The 16,526-nt window shown below is 65.5% G+C and carries 13 protein-coding genes and 1 pseudogene; 10 read left to right on the forward strand and 4 right to left on the reverse strand.

The window, feature by feature from the left end:
• The first annotated feature begins 133 nt into the window (after window positions 1–133).
• Entirely contained in the window at window positions 134–1,234 is a 1,101-nt protein-coding gene (locus ACSX1D_RS21950; RefSeq protein WP_439860447.1) for a TRAP transporter substrate-binding protein, read from the forward strand.
• Window positions 1,235–1,306: 72 nt separating this feature from the next.
• On the opposite strand, the gene ACSX1D_RS21955 is transcribed toward ACSX1D_RS21950, so the two are convergent.
• Window positions 1,307–1,708, reverse strand: a complete 402-nt coding sequence (locus ACSX1D_RS21955; RefSeq protein ID WP_208707788.1) for an acyl-CoA thioesterase — start codon at window positions 1,706–1,708, stop codon at window positions 1,307–1,309.
• 256 nt (window positions 1,709–1,964) lie between these two features.
• On the opposite strand from ACSX1D_RS21955, the gene ACSX1D_RS21960 reads away from it, so the two are divergent.
• From ACSX1D_RS21960 to ACSX1D_RS21990, 7 genes are all read left to right on the forward strand, one after another.
• Complete coding sequence (locus ACSX1D_RS21960) at window positions 1,965–2,933, forward strand: PstS family phosphate ABC transporter substrate-binding protein (protein ID WP_439860448.1); 969 nt, start codon at window positions 1,965–1,967, stop codon at window positions 2,931–2,933.
• Between the two features lie 181 nt (window positions 2,934–3,114).
• On the forward strand, window positions 3,115–5,400 hold the full coding sequence (locus ACSX1D_RS21965; RefSeq protein WP_439860449.1) for an ABC transporter permease subunit: 2,286 nt from the start codon (window positions 3,115–3,117) through the stop codon (window positions 5,398–5,400).
• A gap of 81 nt (window positions 5,401–5,481) precedes the next feature.
• Window positions 5,482–7,098 (forward strand): phosphate ABC transporter permease PstA, encoded by a 1,617-nt coding sequence (gene pstA / locus ACSX1D_RS21970; protein ID WP_439862379.1) that lies wholly within the window; start codon window positions 5,482–5,484, stop codon window positions 7,096–7,098.
• Between the two features lie 70 nt (window positions 7,099–7,168).
• Window positions 7,169–8,002 carry a phosphate ABC transporter ATP-binding protein PstB gene (pstB, locus tag ACSX1D_RS21975; RefSeq protein WP_439860450.1) on the forward strand — a complete coding sequence of 278 codons (834 nt, stop codon included), beginning with the start codon at window positions 7,169–7,171 and terminating at the stop codon, window positions 8,000–8,002.
• Window positions 8,003–8,087: 85 nt separating this feature from the next.
• On the forward strand, window positions 8,088–8,819 hold the full coding sequence (gene phoU / locus ACSX1D_RS21980; protein WP_439860451.1) for a phosphate signaling complex protein PhoU: 732 nt from the start codon (window positions 8,088–8,090) through the stop codon (window positions 8,817–8,819).
• Between the two features lie 112 nt (window positions 8,820–8,931).
• Window positions 8,932–9,831 carry a response regulator gene (locus tag ACSX1D_RS21985; RefSeq protein WP_439860452.1) on the forward strand — a complete coding sequence of 300 codons (900 nt, stop codon included), beginning with the start codon at window positions 8,932–8,934 and terminating at the stop codon, window positions 9,829–9,831.
• A 136-nt stretch (window positions 9,832–9,967) separates the two neighbouring features.
• Window positions 9,968–10,864 (forward strand): peptidoglycan DD-metalloendopeptidase family protein, encoded by an 897-nt coding sequence (locus tag ACSX1D_RS21990; protein ID WP_439860453.1) that lies wholly within the window; start codon window positions 9,968–9,970, stop codon window positions 10,862–10,864.
• Between the two features lie 70 nt (window positions 10,865–10,934).
• Here the strand turns inward: ACSX1D_RS21990 and ACSX1D_RS21995 are convergent, their stop codons facing one another.
• The 3 genes from ACSX1D_RS21995 to ACSX1D_RS22005 all read right to left on the reverse strand — a co-directional run bounded on the left by ACSX1D_RS21995 (window position 10,935) and on the right by ACSX1D_RS22005 (window position 14,329).
• Window positions 10,935–12,212 carry a TRAP transporter large permease gene (locus ACSX1D_RS21995; protein WP_208710072.1) on the reverse strand — a complete coding sequence of 426 codons (1,278 nt, stop codon included), beginning with the start codon at window positions 12,210–12,212 and terminating at the stop codon, window positions 10,935–10,937.
• Window positions 12,213–12,229: 17 nt separating this feature from the next.
• Window positions 12,230–12,766, reverse strand: a complete 537-nt coding sequence (locus ACSX1D_RS22000; RefSeq protein WP_439860454.1) for a TRAP transporter small permease — start codon at window positions 12,764–12,766, stop codon at window positions 12,230–12,232.
• Between the two features lie 162 nt (window positions 12,767–12,928).
• A complete protein-coding gene (locus ACSX1D_RS22005) occupies window positions 12,929–14,329 on the reverse strand; it encodes a PLP-dependent aminotransferase family protein (protein WP_208707797.1) in 1,401 nt (466 codons plus the stop codon).
• A 272-nt stretch (window positions 14,330–14,601) separates the two neighbouring features.
• Between ACSX1D_RS22005 and doeA the strand changes: the two genes are divergently transcribed.
• Both doeA and ACSX1D_RS22015 read left to right on the forward strand, forming a co-directional pair.
• Entirely contained in the window at window positions 14,602–15,789 is a 1,188-nt protein-coding gene (doeA, locus tag ACSX1D_RS22010; protein WP_208707798.1) for an ectoine hydrolase DoeA, read from the forward strand.
• A gap of 64 nt (window positions 15,790–15,853) precedes the next feature.
• A pseudogene (locus ACSX1D_RS22015) lies at window positions 15,854–16,525 on the forward strand (N-alpha-acetyl diaminobutyric acid deacetylase DoeB); the annotation flags it as partial.
• Window position 16,526 lies beyond the last annotated feature (1 nt).

Consider the following 16,526-nt stretch of genomic DNA (forward strand, 5'->3'; position numbering starts at 1 on the left):
GCGAAGGCGGCAATGACCCTACAACTTTAGTCGTATCTACTAGGCTTGAGGGTCACGAGGCCTTATGTTACTTGAGCACGGTCTAACTTCAGTGATCCTGTGGTCAGACCAATACAACAAAAAGGAGCATTGCATGAAACGTCGTCAGATTCTCGCAGCAGCGGGCGTAGGCCTGGCCGCCACCGCACTGGCAGGCTGCAACAAGGAGGCCGAAACCGCTGCCAAGCCCCAAGAGGGCGCGGGCGCAGAGACCTTCAACTGGAAAATGGTCACCTCCTGGCCGAAGAACTTCCCCGGGGTTGGCGTCGGTGCCGAGCGCTTCGCCAAGCTGGTCGAGGAAATGAGCAATGGCCGCCTGAAGGTCAAGATCTATGCCGCCGGCGAATTGGTGCCGGCGCTCGAGGTGTTCGACGCAGTCTCCCGCGGCACCGCGGAAATGGGTCACGGTGCGCCTTACTACTGGAAAGGCAAAGTGCCGGCCGCGCAGTTCTTCTGCGCCCTGCCGTTCGGCCCGAACGCCCAGGAAATGAACGCCTGGCTGCACAAGGGTGGTGGCATCGAACTGTGGGAAGAGGTCTACAAGCCGTTCGGCGTGCTGCCGATGGCCTGCGGTGCGACCGGCGTGCAGACTGCCGGCTGGTTCAACAAGGAAATCAACTCGGTCGATGACTTCAAGGGCCTGAAGATGCGTACCCCGGGACTGGGCGGCGAAGTGCTGACCAAGATGGGCGGTACCGTAGTCAACATGCCGGCCGGCGAGATCTTCACCGCGCTGCAGACCGGTGCGATCGACGCCACCGAGTGGATCGGCCCGTACAACGATCAGGCCCTGGGTCTGCACAAGGCGGCCAAGTACTACTACACCCCGGGCTGGCAGGAGCCGAACGTCACCTTCGAACTGGACGTCAACCTCAAGGCCTGGGAAACCCTGCCGGCCGACCTGCAGGCCATCGTCCGCGCCGCTGCCCGCGATGTGAACGCCGACATGCTCGACGACTACAACGCGCGCAACATGGAGGCCATGGAACAGCTCAAGGCCGAGGGCGTGGAGGTGCGCAGCCTGCCGGACGAAGTGCTGGCCAAGCTCAAGGAAGTGGCTGCCGAAGTGGTCGAAGCCAGCGCCGCCGCCGACCCTGCGGCAAGCAAGGTGTGGGCTCAGCAGAAGGCCTACCTGCAGCGTTTGAGCGAGTACGCGGAGTCCAACGAGAAGCTCATCTACAACATCCGCGGCTGATCTTCGCGCCACAGCAAAACGCCGGCTCTCGAGCCGGCGTTTTCATTTGTTCGCTCGCAGGGGCGCAGCGGATCAGCGGCGCGGCGGAACCGGGCGGGTGCGACCGCTGCCGTCGATGGCGACGAACACGAACACCGCTTCGGTGACCTTGCGCCACTCGCTGGACAGCGGATCGTCGCTCCACACCTCGACCAGCATCTGGATCGAGCTGCGGCCGACTTCCAGGGTCTGGGTGTAGAAGGACAGCTGGGCGCCGACGGCCACCGGCACGAGGAACGCCATGCGGTCGATCGCCACCGTGGCCACGCGGCCGCCGGCGACCTTGCTGGCCATGGCGGTGCCGGCCAGGTCCATCTGCGCTACCAGCCAGCCGCCGAAGATATCGCCGAAGCCGTTGGTCTCGCGCGGCAGCGCGGTGATCTGCAGGGCCAGGTCGCCCTGGGGAATCGGATCATCCTGTTCGAATTCGTTCATGTCGATTACGGCTCGCGGCGCGGTTGTTGTTGTGGGCGCGGAGTCCACAGGGGGTGCAGGTTCGCCGAGTATACCGACTGAGTGGTCGGCGGGCGACCATGGCGCGCCGGCGCCGTGCGTTCGTCCGCATTTGCCGGAGTTGTGCGCGAAATCGGCTACGGTCATCTAACTGTCACATTGGTTTCATAGATTGGTCACACGGCCTGCTGATACTTGGCCTCGACCCAACCCCACCCTAATTTGTTAGGAGCAAGGCATGAAACTTACGCGTTTGATGGCGGCCATGACTTTTGTTGCCGCTGGTGCTGCCACCGCTACCGCGGTCGCCGCTGTCGATCCGGCTCTGCCGACCTATGAGAAGACTTCGGGCGTATCCGGCAACCTGTCCAGCGTAGGTTCCGACACCCTGGCCAACCTGATGACCCTGTGGGCCGAGGACTACAAGAAGCTCTACCCGAACGTGAACATCCAGATCCAGGCGGCCGGTTCGTCCACCGCGCCACCGGCGCTGACCGAGGGTACCGCCAACCTCGGCCCGATGAGCCGCAAGATGAAGGATGCCGAGTTGCAGGCCTTCGAAGAGAAGTATGGCTACAAGCCGACCGCCATCCCGGTGGCCATCGATGCCCTCGCGGTGTTCGTGCACAAGGACAACCCGATCAAGAGCCTGACCATGCCGCAGGTCGACGCCATCTTCTCCAGCACTCGTCTGTGCGGTGAGCCCAAGGACGTCAAGACCTGGGGCGACCTCGGTCTGACCGGCGAGTGGGCGGTCAAGCCGGTGCAATTGTTCGGCCGTAACTCGGTTTCCGGTACCTACGGTTACTTCAAGGAAGAAGGCCTGTGCAAAGGCGACTTCAAGGCCAACGTCAACGAGCAGCCAGGTTCGGCTTCCGTGGTGCAGTCGATCTCCAGCACCCTGAACGCCATCGGCTATTCGGGCATCGGCTACAAGACTTCCAGCGTTCGCGCGGTACCGCTGGTGGACAAGAACGGCGTGGCTGAAGAGGCGTCCGAAACCAATGCCCTGGCCGGCAAGTATCCGCTGTCGCGCTTCCTGTTCGTCTACGTGAACAAGGCGCCTAACAAGGCCCTGAACCCGCTGGAGGCCGAGTTCATCAAGCTGGTGCTGTCCAAGCAGGGCCAGGAAGTGGTGGTCAAGGATGGCTACATTCCGGTGCCGTCCAAGGTTGCCGAGAAGACCTTGAAGGAACTTGGTCTGTAACTAGACTGACAAGTTTGCCGCGGCTGGGTGTCGCGGCAAGCGGCAAACGCGCCCGCCCCTCCCTGTGGAGTGGCGGGCGTCGTCACGTCACCGCGCTGTAACCTTTTTGTCATATAAGACAGTTAGATTAAGGTCCCGCTTAACCAGCGGCGCGCGTGCGTAACCGCCCAGAGATCTTCGTATGACCGACTTGGCCACTGACCCCATGACCGCACCTCAGAACAGCAGCCAACGGCTGGATTTCAATACTCCTGCACTGCAGCGCAAGCGCCGCAGACGGGCCATCAAGGACCGCCTGGCGCACTGGTACGTGTCGATCGGTGGCCTGGCCGTGCTGGGGGCGATCACCCTGATCTTCTTCTACCTGGCCCACGTGGTGCTGCCGATCTTCTCCGGCGCCGAGCTGGAAGCGCAGCCGGCGCAGCAGCCGGCCTGGCTGGCCGAGCGGGGCGACGCCCTGCTGCTGGCGGTGGAGGAGCAGAACAAGGTGGCCATGCGCCTCGATCGCGCGGGGCAGGTGCAGTTCTTCGCGACCAAGGATGGCGCGGCGCTGAGCAGCGTCGAGCTGCCGCTGCCGGCGGGTGTCGACATCGTCTCGCTCGGCGAGGACCAGCCGGGTAGCCGTCGTGTGGCCCTGGGCCTGTCCAACGGCCAGGTGCTGGTGTTCAAGCAGAACTACCGGGTGACCTACCCGGACAACGTCAAGACCATCACCCCGACCCTGGAGTATCCCTTCGGCGAAGCGCCGATCAGCCTGGACCCCCAGGGCCGCGCCCTGGAGCATGTGGCGATCAGCCAGAACGGCGATACCCTGCTGCTGAGCGCGTCTACCGGCGCCGAACTGCATGTGTTGTCGATGAGTCGGGAAGAGAATGACTTCACCGGCGAAGTGACCCAGGAGGAGCGGCGCATCGAGCTGCCGCAGATCGCCGAGCCGATCAGCGAGCTGCTGATCGACCCGCGCCACCAGTGGCTCTATGTGTTCAACGGCCGGGCCACGGCCGATGTCTTCGACCTGCGCAGCAAGAGCCTCAACGGCCGTTACAAGCTGCTCGAAGGCGACGCCAGGGTCAGCGTCGTGAGCCCGCTGCTCGGCGGCATTTCGCTGCTGGTCGGCGACAGCAAGGGCGGCATCCGCCAGTGGTTCATGGTGCGTGACGAGGACGGCCAGTCGGCGCTGACCCGTATCCGCGATTTCAAGCTGGGCGACAGCGCGATCACCCAGTTCCTCCCGGAGGAGCGGCGCAAGGGCTTCATCGCCCTGGACGCGGACGGCAAGCTGGGCATCTTCCACAGCACCGCGCACCGCACCCTGCTGGTCGAACAGGTCGCCGAGGGGCCGGCCATCGCCACCCTGTCGCCGCGCGCCAGCCGCGTACTGGTGGAGTCCAACGGGCAGATCCAGCCCTTCGTGGTCGACAACCCGCACCCGGAGGTGTCCTGGAGTTCGCTGTGGGGCAAGGTCTGGTACGAGAGTTATGACGAGCCCAAGTACGTCTGGCAGTCGACCTCGGCCAACGGCGACTTCGAACCCAAGATGAGTCTCTCGCCGCTGACCTTCGGTACCCTGAAGGCGGCCTTCTACGCCATGCTCCTGGCCGCGCCCTTGGCCATCTGCGCGGCGATCTACACCGCCTACTTCATGGCCCCGGCCCTGCGCGGCAAGGTCAAGCCGGTGATCGAACTGATGGAGGCGCTGCCGACGGTGATCCTCGGCTTCTTCGCCGGCCTGTTCCTCGCGCCCTATGTGGAGGGCCACCTGCCGGGCATCTTCAGCCTGCTGCTGCTCACCCCGCTGGGTATCCTGCTCGCCGCCTATGCCTGGAGCCGCCTGCCCGAGCGCATCCGCCTGCTGGTGCCGGATGGCTGGGAAGCGGCCCTGCTGATCCCGGTGATCCTGCTGGTGGCGGCCTTCTCCCTGAGCATGAGCGGTCACCTGGAGAACTGGTTCTTCGGCGGCGACATGCGCCTGTGGCTGAGCAACGACCTGGGCATTCCCTTCGACCAGCGCAACGCCCTGGTGGTGGGCCTGGCCATGGGCTTCGCGGTGATCCCGAACATCTACTCGATCGCCGAGGACGCCGTGTTCAGCGTGCCCAAGAGCCTGACCTTCGGCTCCCTGGCCCTCGGTGCGACGCCCTGGCAGACCCTGACCCGGGTGGTGATCCTCACCGCCAGCCCGGGCATCTTCTCGGCGCTGATGATCGGCATGGGCCGCGCGGTCGGCGAAACCATGATCGTGCTGATGGCCACCGGCAACACGCCGATCATGGAAATGAACATCTTCGAAGGCCTGCGCACCTTGGCCGCCAACGTGGCGGTGGAGATGCCGGAGTCGGAAGTCGGCAGTACCCACTACCGAGTGCTGTTCCTCGCCGCGCTGGTGCTGCTGTCCTTCACCTTCGTGATGAATACCCTGGCCGAGGTCATCCGTACCCGCCTGCGCAAGAAATATGCGTCGCTCTGAGAATTGGGAAGGTAGATGTCCGTGAAAACCAAAGAGCAAAACCTCAAGTCCTGGTTCAAGAGCGGCGCGCCTTGGGTCTGGATGACCGCCGGCGGCGTGGCCATCGCGGTGATCATGACCCTCGGCCTGCTGTCGGTGATCGCTACCCGCGGCCTGGCGCATTTCTGGCCGGCCGACGTGATCGAGTCCAGCTACCAGGTGCCGGGCGAAGCCCCGCGACTGCTGGCGGGCGAGCTGGTGCAGTCGGAAGAGGTGCCGCGCGCCCGCCTGGCGGCGGCCGGCTTGCCGGTGGCGGCCGAAGGCGCCGAGTTCATGACTCGCCAGTTGCTCAAGGTGGGCAACCGCGAGACGTTCGGCGCCGACTTCAGCTGGGTGGTCGCCGAATGGCTGCACGATTCCGCCACCCCGGCCAACCTGCTGGTGATGGAGCGCCGCGAGTGGGGCAACTTCTACGGCTACCTGGTCAACGTCAAGCAGGGCGGCCAGCTGGTCGCCGAGGGTGATGGCGCCTGGAGCGAGCTGCAGCAGCGCATCGCGCGTATCGACGACCTGCACCAGCAGATCGCCCGGCTGGAAAAGAAGGACATCGGCCGCATCAACTACGGCCTCGAGCGCCTGCGCCTGAAGACCCGTCGCCTGGAGCTGGAAGGCACGCTGGACGCCGCCGCCCAGGCCGACCTGGACGCCGAGCGGGCCCAGTGGGACGCCGAGTACAAGGTCCTCGAAGCCCAGCTGATCGAACTCAACCAGCAGTTCAACCGCGACAGCGTCACGGTCCGCACGGTCGATGGCCGCGAGCAGGAGATCAGCCTGGGCAAGGTGGTACGCGCCTATCAGCCGAATGCCATGGGCGTCATGGACAAGCTCGGTTTCTACTTCGCCAAGGTGTGGGAGTTCGTCAGCGAGGACCCGCGTGAGGCCAACACCGAGGGCGGCATCTTCCCGGCCATCTTCGGTACGGTGATGATGACCCTGATCATGGCGGTGATCGTCACTCCGTTCGGCGTCGTGGCGGCGATCTACCTGCGCGAGTACGCCAAGCAGGGGGCGATGACCCGGATCATCCGCATCGCGGTGAACAACCTGGCCGGGGTGCCGTCGATCGTCTACGGCGTGTTCGGCCTGGGGTTCTTCGTCTATGTGCTAGGCGGCTCGATCGACAGCCTGTTCTTCCCCGAGAGCGCACCGGCACCGACCTTCGGCACGCCGGGCCTGATGTGGGCCTCGCTGACCCTGGCGATCCTCGCCGTGCCGGTGGTCATCGTCGCCACCGAGGAAGGCCTGGCGCGTATTCCGCGGGCGCTGCGCGAGGGCTCCCTGGCCCTGGGCGCGACCAAGGCCGAGACGCTGTGGAAGGTGGTGCTGCCGATGGCCAGCCCGGCGATGATGACCGGTCTGATCCTCGCCGTGGCCCGCGCCGCCGGCGAAGTGGCGCCGCTGATGCTGGTGGGCGTGGTCAAGCTGGCCCCGGCCCTGCCGGTGGACGGCAACTACCCCTACCTGCACCTGGACCAGAAGATCATGCACCTGGGCTTCCACATCTACGACGTAGGCTTCCAGAGCCCCAACGTCGAGGCCGCGCGACCGTTGGTATACGCCACCGCGTTGCTGCTGGTGCTGGTGATCGCCCTGCTCAACCTCAGTGCCGTGTATATCCGCAACCACCTGCGCGAGAAGTACAAGGCGCTGGATCACTAAGACTCATATTCTGCCGCCGCCCGCCACTGCGTGGGCGCGGCCAACGATTTGATAGCGTAGGGAGCATCCCATGCAGCATCAACCACAGGCTCACGGCATCGATATGTCTGCACTGGGCCGCGACAAGCAGAGCCTCGATATCAGCAAGGAAACCGTGGCCATCGAAGTGCCCGGCCTGAACCTGTTCTACGGCGACAAGCAGGCGCTGTTCGACGTCAAGCTGAACATCCCGCGCGAGCGCGTGACCGCCTTCATCGGCCCGTCCGGCTGCGGCAAGTCGACCCTGCTGCGCACCTTCAACCGGATGAACGACCTGGTCGATGGCTGCCGCGTGGAAGGCGAGATCAACCTCGACGGGCGCAACATCTACCGCAAGGGCGAGGACGTGGCCGAGCTGCGCCGCCGGGTCGGCATGGTGTTCCAGAAGCCCAACCCCTTCCCCAAGAGCATCTACGAGAACGTGGTCTACGGCCTGCGCATCCAGGGCGTGAACCAGAAGCGCGTGCTCGACGAGACCGTGGAGTGGGCGCTGAAGAGCGCGGCGCTGTGGGACGAGGTCAAGGATCGCCTGCACGACTCGGCCCTGGGCCTGTCCGGCGGCCAGCAGCAGCGCCTGGTGATCGCCCGTACCGTGGCGGTGCAGCCGGAAGTACTGCTGCTCGACGAACCCTGCTCGGCGCTCGACCCGATCTCCACCCTCAAGGTCGAAGAGCTGATCTACGAACTGAAATCCAAGTACACCATCGTCATCGTTACCCACAACATGCAGCAGGCCGCGCGGGTTTCCGACTACACGGCGTTCATGTACATGGGCAAGCTGATCGAGTACGGCGACACCGACACCCTGTTCACCAACCCGGCGAAGAAGCAGACCGAAGACTACATCACCGGTCGTTACGGTTAAGCGGATTCCGTAGGGTGCGCCATGCGCACCACAGGGCCGGTGCGCATGGCGCACCCTACACGCAGCATTCGCGGAGTGAATCGGAATGATCAACAAAGACAGCCTCACCCACCACATCTCCCAGCAGTTCAACGCCGAGCTGGAGGAGGTGCGCAGCCACTTCCTGGCCATGGGCGGCCTGGTCGAGAAGCAGGTCAACGACGCGGTCACCGCGCTGATCGAGGCCGATTCCGGCCTGGCCCAGCAGGTGCGCGAGGTCGACGACCAGATCAACCTGATGGAGCGCAACATCGACGAGGAATGCGTACGCATTCTCGCCCGCCGTCAGCCGGCGGCCTCCGACCTGCGCCTGATCATCAGCATCTCCAAGTCGGTTATCGACCTGGAGCGCATCGGCGACGAGTCGACCAAGATCGCCAAGCGCGCGATCCTCCTGTGCGAGGAGGGCGAGTCGCCGCGCGGCTACGTGGAGATCCGCCATATTGGCGACCAGGTGCGCAAGATGGTGCAGCAGGCGCTGGACGCCTTCGCCCGCTTCGACGCCGAACTGGCCCTGTCGGTGGCGCAGTTCGACAAGACCGTCGACCGCGAGTACAAGACCGCCCTGCGCGAGCTGGTCACCTACATGATGGAAGATCCGCGTTCGATCTCCCGGGTACTCAACGTGATCTGGGCGTTGCGTTCGCTGGAGCGCATCGGTGACCACGCGCGCAACATCGCCGAGCTGGTGATCTACTTGGTGCGCGGCACCGATGTGAAGCACATGGGCCTGACCCGCATGAAGGAAGAGGTCGAGGGCACCGGCAAGAACGCCTGAGGCCGGCGCAGGCGGCGCCGTAGGCGGACCTGCGTCGCCGTTCGCCGCTTTAGGGTTGGCCAGCGGCCAGCTGCCGCGACTATGCTAGGGGCCATTCGAAGGGGAGTGGCCGATGAGTAAAGTCAACGTACTGGTGGTGGACGATGCGACCTTCATTCGCGACCTGGTGAAGAAGGGACTGCGCGATCACTTCCCGGGCGTGCAGATCCACGAAGCCATCAACGGGCGCAAGGCCCAGCAGTTGCTCGGCCGGGTCGCCATCGACCTGATCCTCTGCGACTGGGAAATGCCCGAGATGTCCGGGCTCGAGCTGCTCAGCTGGTGCCGCGAGGAAGAGGCCCTGAAGGCCATCCCCTTCATCATGGTCACCAGTCGCGGCGACAAGGAAAACGTGGTGCAGGCGATCCAGGCCGGGGTCTCGGACTTCATCGGCAAGCCCTTCTCCAACGAACAGCTGGTGACCAAGGTGAAGAAGGCCCTGAGTCGTGCCGGCAAGCTGCAGGCCCTCCAGGCCCAGGCGCCGAAGGCCCTGGCCAGTGGCTTCGCCAACGACTCGCTGGCCGCCCTGACCGGTGGCAAGGCCGAGGTGATCAAGCCCGTCGCGGGCGATGAGGCGAAACCCGCCGCCAGCGCCCAGCCCGTGCCGCCGAAGCCCGCGGCGCGGGCGATCAGCGCCGGCCGCGGCCAGGGGCAGCTGCGCCTGCCGGGCGGCACCATGGCCTGCGTGATCAAGGCGCTGAGCCTCAAGGAGGCGCTGCTGCTGGTCAAGCGCGGCGGCGTGCTGCCCCAGGTGCTGGAGAGCGTGGTGCTCGATCTGGAACAGGGCGAGGGCGGCGAAGTGGCCCGGCTCAATGGCTACCTGCATGCGGTCGCCGCCTTCGAGCCGAAGCCCGACAGCGAGTGGCTGCAGCTGACCCTGCGCTTCGTCGACCAGGATCCGCAGAAGCTCGACTACCTGTCGCGGCTGATCGCCCGCGGCACCGCGCAGAAGCATTTCAGCCCCGGCGCCTGAGTGCGCCGCCGGTCGCCGCGCGGCGCGGTGGCGGGAGCTGGCTCACAACGCCGGGTCGCTCGCCTCGCGCCACAGATGGGGGACTGCTAGTCTCCAAACTCCGGATATCAAAAAAGCCATAAGATCCGAGTTCGTTATGCTAGGGCGTCTGATTCTACTCTGCAGTCTTTTGTCCGCAGCCGGCCAGGTTGCGGCCTTGACCATCTACAAGTACACCGATGCCAACGGCGTGGTCACCTATTCCGACCAGGCCGCGCCGGGGGCCCAGGTGTTCGTGTTCCGCGACCGCATGGTCGAGCGCCTGGACAACCAGGTGAAGCTGGAGACCCGCAAGCACGCCGCCGGCGAAACCCTGCTGGTGCGCAACGACCTCTATGCCCCGGTGCAGGTCGAGCTGAAGCTGGTGGATGTCGCCAATGCGGTCGGCGCGCCGGATGAGCCGATCAACTGGGTGCTGCCGCCGCGCAGCAAGATCCGCCTGGCCACCCTGGCCCCGCGCGATGCCAGCCAGCCGCTGCGTTACACCCCCAAGCTGCGCTATGCCCTCGGCGATCCGCGCCTGGTGCCGAGCGAGCAGCGCTATCCGCTGCCCTGGCGCGGCGGGCCGTTCCGCCTGACCCAGGGCGCCAACGGCAAGTACAGCCACTTCACGCCCAAGGGCCGCTACGCCCTGGACATCGCCATGCCAGAGGGCACGCCAATCGTCGCGGCGCGCAGCGGCGTGGTGGTGAAGACCGAGAACCAGCAGAGCGGGCGGGGCAACAACCCGTCCGGCAACTACGTGCGCATCCTCCATGACGACGGCACCATGGGCGTCTACCTGCACCTGATGAAGGGTTCGGTCAGGGTCCACGAAGGCGTCCGGGTGAACGCCGGCCAGCAGATCGCCCGCTCCGGCAACACCGGCAACAGCACCGGGCCGCACCTGCACTTCGTGGTGCAGCGCAATGTCGGCCTGGCCCTAGAGTCGATCCCCTTCCGCTTCGCCCAGCCGGTCGACAGCCTGCCCAACTTCGCCGTCGGCGGCGAATGAAAAACCCCGTTGCCGCCTCGATTGCGCTCGAGCCGGCAACGGGGTTTTCCTGTGTCTGTGGGTAATTGCCTTAACGGAACGCCAGGTCGCGCAGGAACAGGGTGATCGGCGGGAACATGATCAGCAGCACCGACATCAGCAGCAGGATGATGAAGAACGGCAGGCTGCCGCGCACCACGTCCACGTAGGGGCGGCGGAAGACCGCGATGGCGGTGAAGATGTCGCAGCCGAAGGGCGGCGTGGCCGAGCCGATCGCCGCCTGCAGGGTGATGATGGTGCCGACCAGCACCGGGTCGAGGCCGGACAGGCGCACCGCCGGGGCGAAGATCGGCACCAGGATCAGCATCACCACGATCGGGTCGACGAACATGCAGCCGAGGAAGAAGGCGATCGAGATGATGATCAGCAGTTCGGTCGGCGAGGCGCTCATGATGCCGATGCCGCTGAGGATCGCCTGGGGAATCTGGGCGAAGGAGATCACCCAGGAGAACGCCGAGCCGGCCGCCACCAGGATGAACACCACGGCGGTGATCAGCCCGGTGGACAGGGCGATGGACGACAGATCGCCGAACTTCACCCGACGGTAGATCAGCACCTCCAGAATCAGCGCGTAGAGCACCGATACCGCGGCCGCCTCCGTGGGGCTGAACACCCCGGAGTAGATGCCGCCGATGGTCAGCACCGGCAACAGCAGCGGGAGGATCGCGCGGCGGCAGGTGACCAGCCGCTCCATCCAGCTGAACTTCTCGCCGCTGGGGATGCCGGTGACGCGCGCGTAGATGTAGCAGTAGCCGGCCAGCAGGGTCATCAGCAGCAGGCCCGGGCCGATGCCGGCGATGAACAGCTCGGCCACCGAGGTGCCGGACACCACGCCGTAGATGATCATGCCGATGCTCGGCGGAATCAGCAGGGCGATGTCCGAGGCGTTGATGATCAGCGAGATGGCGAAGCTGTCCTTGTAGCCCTGTTGCAGCATCTTCGGCCGCATGATGCTGCCGACACCGACCACCGTGGCCTGGGTCGAGCCGGAGAGGGCGCCGAACAGCGCGCAGCTCAGCGCCGTGGTCACCGCCATGCCGCCACGCACGTGGCCGACGAAGGCCATGGCCACGTCCAGCAGGCGATTGGCGGTGGCGCCGCGGGTGATGATGTCGGCGGCGAGGATGAACATCGGCACCGCCACCAGGGCGGCCGGGCGGATGCCGGCGATCATCTGCTGGATGATGAACTCCGGGCCCATGGTGAAGAAGAACGTGAAGCCGGCGGCGGCGGCGGCCAGCAGCGTGGTCATCATGGGGAAGCCGGCCAGCAGCAGGACCAGCATGATGAGCAGCAGGGCGGTGGTCATATCCATGGCGACGGCACTCAGGGTTGCGGCGGAAGGGGGGTGTCGACGTGGCGTGGCGGCGCCTCGCGCCGGCCGAGCAGGACCAGCAACTGGGTGAAGGCGTGGCGCAGGAACTGCAGGCCGGTCATGCCCAGCCCCAGGGGGATCACCAGGTAGATGTAGTGCAGCGGCATCTGCAGCGCCGAGGAGGCGCGGCCGACGCGGGCGGCCGACTCCACGTAGCCGATCGCCGCCCAGGTCAGCCAGAGCATCAGCGCGGCGGTGAGCAGGTTGATCAGCAGCAGGCTGGCGGCGGCCGGCTTGCCGGTCAGCTGCTCGACGAAGGCGCTCATGCTGATGTGCCGGCTATGCCGGGCGGCATAGCTGCAGCCGACGAAGGTGACGAAGATGATGAGGAACTGGTTGAGTTCCTCGGAGAAGTAGATGCTCTGGTTGAACAGGTAGCGGCCGAACACGTTGCCGACCGAGTTCAGCGCCATCAGCAGGATGGCGCTGGCGAGGATGAAGGCCTCGAGCTTCTCCAGCAGCCAATCCAACTTGTGCAACCAAGACATAGCCACCTCCAGCCCGTCGTCGAGTCGTCGAGTCGTCGAATCGACGGACATTGTTCTTGTTGTGGAAGCCAGACCTTATCCCCGGTCAAAAATCATGTCAATTAATATTTGAATCAGTACATGTGTGCCATATTTGTGCGAATGTAATGATTCTGCCCTGTTTTAGAACACGAAATGCATGGGCGGCGGCGTCTCGCCGAACAGCCCGTTGAGCGTAGCCAGCCCGGCCTGCAGGCGCGAGCGGCTCTGCTCGGCGCCCAGGCTGATGCGCACGTGCTGGTTGCTGCGGTCGGCAGTGGCCAGGAAGGGTTCGGCGGGGAAGATCATCACCCCTTCCTGGCGTGCGCGGCGGGCGAACTTCTCCGGCTGCCAGTGGGAGGGCAGCTCGGCCCAGATGTGCATGCCGTTGGGATGGGCCCTGAAGCGGCAGCCGTCGAGCAGCTCGCGGGCGATCTGCTGGCGTGCCGCGAACTCCTGCTGCTGGAAGGCGACCATGCGCTCCAGGGTGCCGTCCTGCATCCACCAGCTGGCGATCTCGAAGGGCATCAAGGTGGCCATCCAGGTGGTGCTGCGCAGGCGGCCGATGGCCTGCTGCACCAGGTGCGGCGGGGTGATCAGGTAACCGGCGCGCATTCCCGGCAGGGTGATCTTGGTCAGGCTGGTGGCGTAGAAGCTGCGCTCCGGGATCAGCGCCGACAGCGGCGGGTGGCGGTCCGGTTGCAGGGCGCCGTAGACATCGTCCTCGACCACGGTCAGGTCATAGCGGCGGGCCAGTTCGGCGATCGCCTGGCGGCGCTCCAGGCCCATGGTGTCGGTGGTCGGGTTGTTCATGGTCGGGGTGCAGAACAGCACCCGCGCGCCGCCCTGCTTGCAGGCCGCCTCCAGGGCATCCGGGAGCAGGCCCTGGTCGTCGGTGGCGATGCCCTTGAGGTTGAAGTGCAGGGTCTGCGCCAGCGCCAGCAGCAGCATGCAGGTCTCCCGCTCGCACAGCACCGTGTCGCCGGGCTTGAGCACGGTGGCCATGGCGATCGTCAGGGCGTGGGCGGCGCCGTTGCAGAACAGCATGTGGTCGGGGTTGGCCGGCATCTTCTGCTGCGCCAGCCAGGTGCAGACCACCTCGCGGTGCTGGGTCAGGCCCTGGGTCGGGTGGAAGGAGGTGATGAAGTCGTCGCGCCCCTCCCGGGCCAGGCGCTCCAGGCCCTCGCGGTACAGCCTGACGTGGCGCTGGGTGCACACCGGATGGGCGGTGGACAGGTCGATGCCACGGTGCGGGTCCTCATGCTCGTCGGTGGACAGGTAGTCCGACTCGTGGCTGACGTGGCGGCTGCGCACGAAGGTGCCGCTGCCGACCTGGGCGTAGATGGCGCCCTGCTTCTCCGCATGGGCATAGGCGTTGCTCACCGTCTGCACGCTGACGCCCAGGGTCTCGGCCAGCTCGCGGTGGGTCGGCAGCTTGCTGCCGGGCAGCAGCGCGCCGCTGTTGATCGCCTCGGTCAGGGCGTTGCCGATGGCCAGGTATTTCGGTTGGCCGGAGCGGATAAAGGGCTTCAGATCAATTGTCATAGAACAATAAATTCCTTGACGATGATTGTAATGATAATAATATGGGTCTCGAGCGCTATTGACCTGTACTTGTAGCGGTAACTTTAGCAGGTTTCAGTACAATTTCTCCAGGCTGGTCGATCGACCGCGGTGCCGGAACGGCATGGCTCCTGGAGGGTGCGGGGAAGGGCTGTCATGGCCGCCGCGCATTGCAGCGATGTCGTCCGCCCGGTTGTTGCCCGGCGGGCTGATAGAGGCCTGAACGCCACGGCGTTCGTTATCGAGATGCTGTCATGAGTGAAATCGCGTTGAATTTCAGCCGTGAAGAGTACGCCCAGCGACTGGCCAAGGTGCGCGCCGCCATGGTCGAGCGGGGGATCGCCACGCTGATCGTCCACGACCCGTCGAACATGGCCTGGCTGACCGGCTATGACGGCTGGTCCTTCTATACACCGCAGTGCGTGGTGGTCGGCCAGAGCGGCAATCCGCTGTGGTACGGCCGCGGCATCGACGCCAACGGCGCCCGCCGCACCGTCTACCTGCCGGAGGAGGACATCGCCTCCTACAGCGACCGCTATGTGATGAACCCGCCGCACCATGCCCTCGACTACCTGTGCGAGCAGGTGCTGCCGGCCCGGGGCTGGACCGCCGGGGTGATCGGCGTGGAGATGGACAACTACTACTACAGCGCCACCTCGCACCAGGCGCTGCAGCGTGGCCTGCCGAAGGCCCAGCTGGTGGACGCCACCGGCCTGGTCAACTGGTGCCGGGCGATCAAGTCGACGCAGGAAGTCGAGTACATGCGGGTCGCCGCGCGTATCGTCGAGAACATGCACCGGGCGATCATCGAGATGATCGAGCCGGGCCTGCCGAAGAACGTGCTGGTCGGCGAGATCTACCGGGTCGCCTGCGTCGGGCACGACGGCAAGTTCGGCGACTACCCGGCCATCGTGCCCATGCTGCCCTCGGGCAAGGACGCCTCGGCGCCGCACCTGACCTGGGACGACCGGCCGTTCAAGAAGGGCGAAGGCACCTTCTTCGAGATCGCCGGCTGCCACAAGCGCTACCACTGCCCGCTGTCGCGCACTGTCTACCTGGGCGAGCCCTCGGCGGCGTTCCGCAAGGCCGAGGAGGCGATCAACGCCGGGCTCGAAGCCGGTCTGGCGGTGGCCAAGCCGGGCAACACCTGCGGCGACATCGCCCGCGAACTGAACAGCACCCTGCGCCGTTACGGCTACGACCGCGGCGACAACCGCTGCGGCTACCCGATCGGTCTGAGCTACCCGCCGGATTGGGGCGAGCGCACCATGAGCCTGCGCGAAAGCGACACCACGGTGTTGCAACCGGGCATGACCTTCCACTTCATGCCGGGCCTGTGGCTGGACGACTGGGGGCTGGAGACCACCGAAAGCATCCTGATCACCGAAAGCGGCGTGGAAACCCTTTGCGACTTCCCGCGCCAACTGTTCGTGAAGGCTTGAGATGAGTGCAGCACAGATGAATATTTCTCCCGAATCCGACCTGCAGGCGACCAGTCTCTCGACTATCGCCGAGGTCGGCGAAAGCACCATCAGCAGCACCGTCGACTTCGAGCGCGACGGTGTGCAGCACGGCTTCCTCAAGCTGCCGTACTCCCACGACCAGTCGGCCTGGGGCTGCATCATGATCCCCATCAGCGTGGTGAAGAACGGCGCGGGTCCCACCGCGCTGCTCACTGGCGGCAACCACGGCGACGAGTACGAGGGCATCACCGCGCTGCTCAAGCTGGCCGGCGAGCTGCGTGCCGAGGACGTCCAGGGCCGGGTGATCATCGTCCCGGCGATGAACTACCCGGCGGTGCAGAACGGCAGTCGCACCTCGCCGATCGACAAGGGCAACATGAACCGCTCGTTCCCCGGCAACCCCCACGGGGCCATGACCGAGCGCATCGCCGACTACTTCCAGCGCTACCTGATCCCGCTGTGTGACTACGCTTTGGATATCCACTCCGGTGGCAAGACCCTGGACATCCTGCCCTTCGCCGCGGCCCACCGGCTGCCCGACCCCGCGCAGGAAGCCAAGTGCATCGAGGGCGCCCGGCTGTTCGGCACCGCCGCCAGCATGATCCTCTTCGAGCTGGATGCGGCCTCGTTGTACGACACCGCCGTGGAAGCCCAGGGCAAGGTGTTCGTCACCACCGAGCTGCGCGGTGGCGGCACCAGTACGCCGCAGACCATGG

This window comes from Pseudomonas sp. MBLB4136, from assembly GCF_051904765.1.
In the GTDB taxonomy this organism is placed as follows: Bacteria; Pseudomonadota; Gammaproteobacteria; order Pseudomonadales; family Pseudomonadaceae; genus Aquipseudomonas.

What these genes read in the sequence shown, in the direction of transcription:
- ACSX1D_RS21985 (WP_439860452.1), top strand. Translation starts at nt 8,932, where the DNA reads ATGAGTAAAGTCAACGTACTGGTGGTGGACGATGCGACCTTCATTCGC.
- doeA (WP_208707798.1), top strand. Translation starts at nt 14,602, where the DNA reads ATGAGTGAAATCGCGTTGAATTTCAGCCGTGAAGAGTACGCCCAGCGA.
- ACSX1D_RS21960 (WP_439860448.1), top strand. Translation starts at nt 1,965, where the DNA reads ATGAAACTTACGCGTTTGATGGCGGCCATGACTTTTGTTGCCGCTGGT.
- ACSX1D_RS21950 (WP_439860447.1), top strand. Translation starts at nt 134, where the DNA reads ATGAAACGTCGTCAGATTCTCGCAGCAGCGGGCGTAGGCCTGGCCGCC.
- pstB (WP_439860450.1), top strand. Translation starts at nt 7,169, where the DNA reads ATGCAGCATCAACCACAGGCTCACGGCATCGATATGTCTGCACTGGGC.
- ACSX1D_RS21965 (WP_439860449.1), top strand. Translation starts at nt 3,115, where the DNA reads ATGACCGACTTGGCCACTGACCCCATGACCGCACCTCAGAACAGCAGC.
- ACSX1D_RS21990 (WP_439860453.1), top strand. Translation starts at nt 9,968, where the DNA reads ATGCTAGGGCGTCTGATTCTACTCTGCAGTCTTTTGTCCGCAGCCGGC.
- pstA (WP_439862379.1), top strand. Translation starts at nt 5,482, where the DNA reads ATGACCGCCGGCGGCGTGGCCATCGCGGTGATCATGACCCTCGGCCTG.
- ACSX1D_RS21955 (WP_208707788.1), bottom strand. Translation starts at nt 1,708, where the DNA reads ATGAACGAATTCGAACAGGATGATCCGATTCCCCAGGGCGACCTGGCC.
- ACSX1D_RS22000 (WP_439860454.1), bottom strand. Translation starts at nt 12,766, where the DNA reads ATGTCTTGGTTGCACAAGTTGGATTGGCTGCTGGAGAAGCTCGAGGCC.
- ACSX1D_RS22005 (WP_208707797.1), bottom strand. Translation starts at nt 14,329, where the DNA reads ATGACAATTGATCTGAAGCCCTTTATCCGCTCCGGCCAACCGAAATAC.
- ACSX1D_RS21995 (WP_208710072.1), bottom strand. Translation starts at nt 12,212, where the DNA reads ATGACCACCGCCCTGCTGCTCATCATGCTGGTCCTGCTGCTGGCCGGC.
- phoU (WP_439860451.1), top strand. Translation starts at nt 8,088, where the DNA reads ATGATCAACAAAGACAGCCTCACCCACCACATCTCCCAGCAGTTCAAC.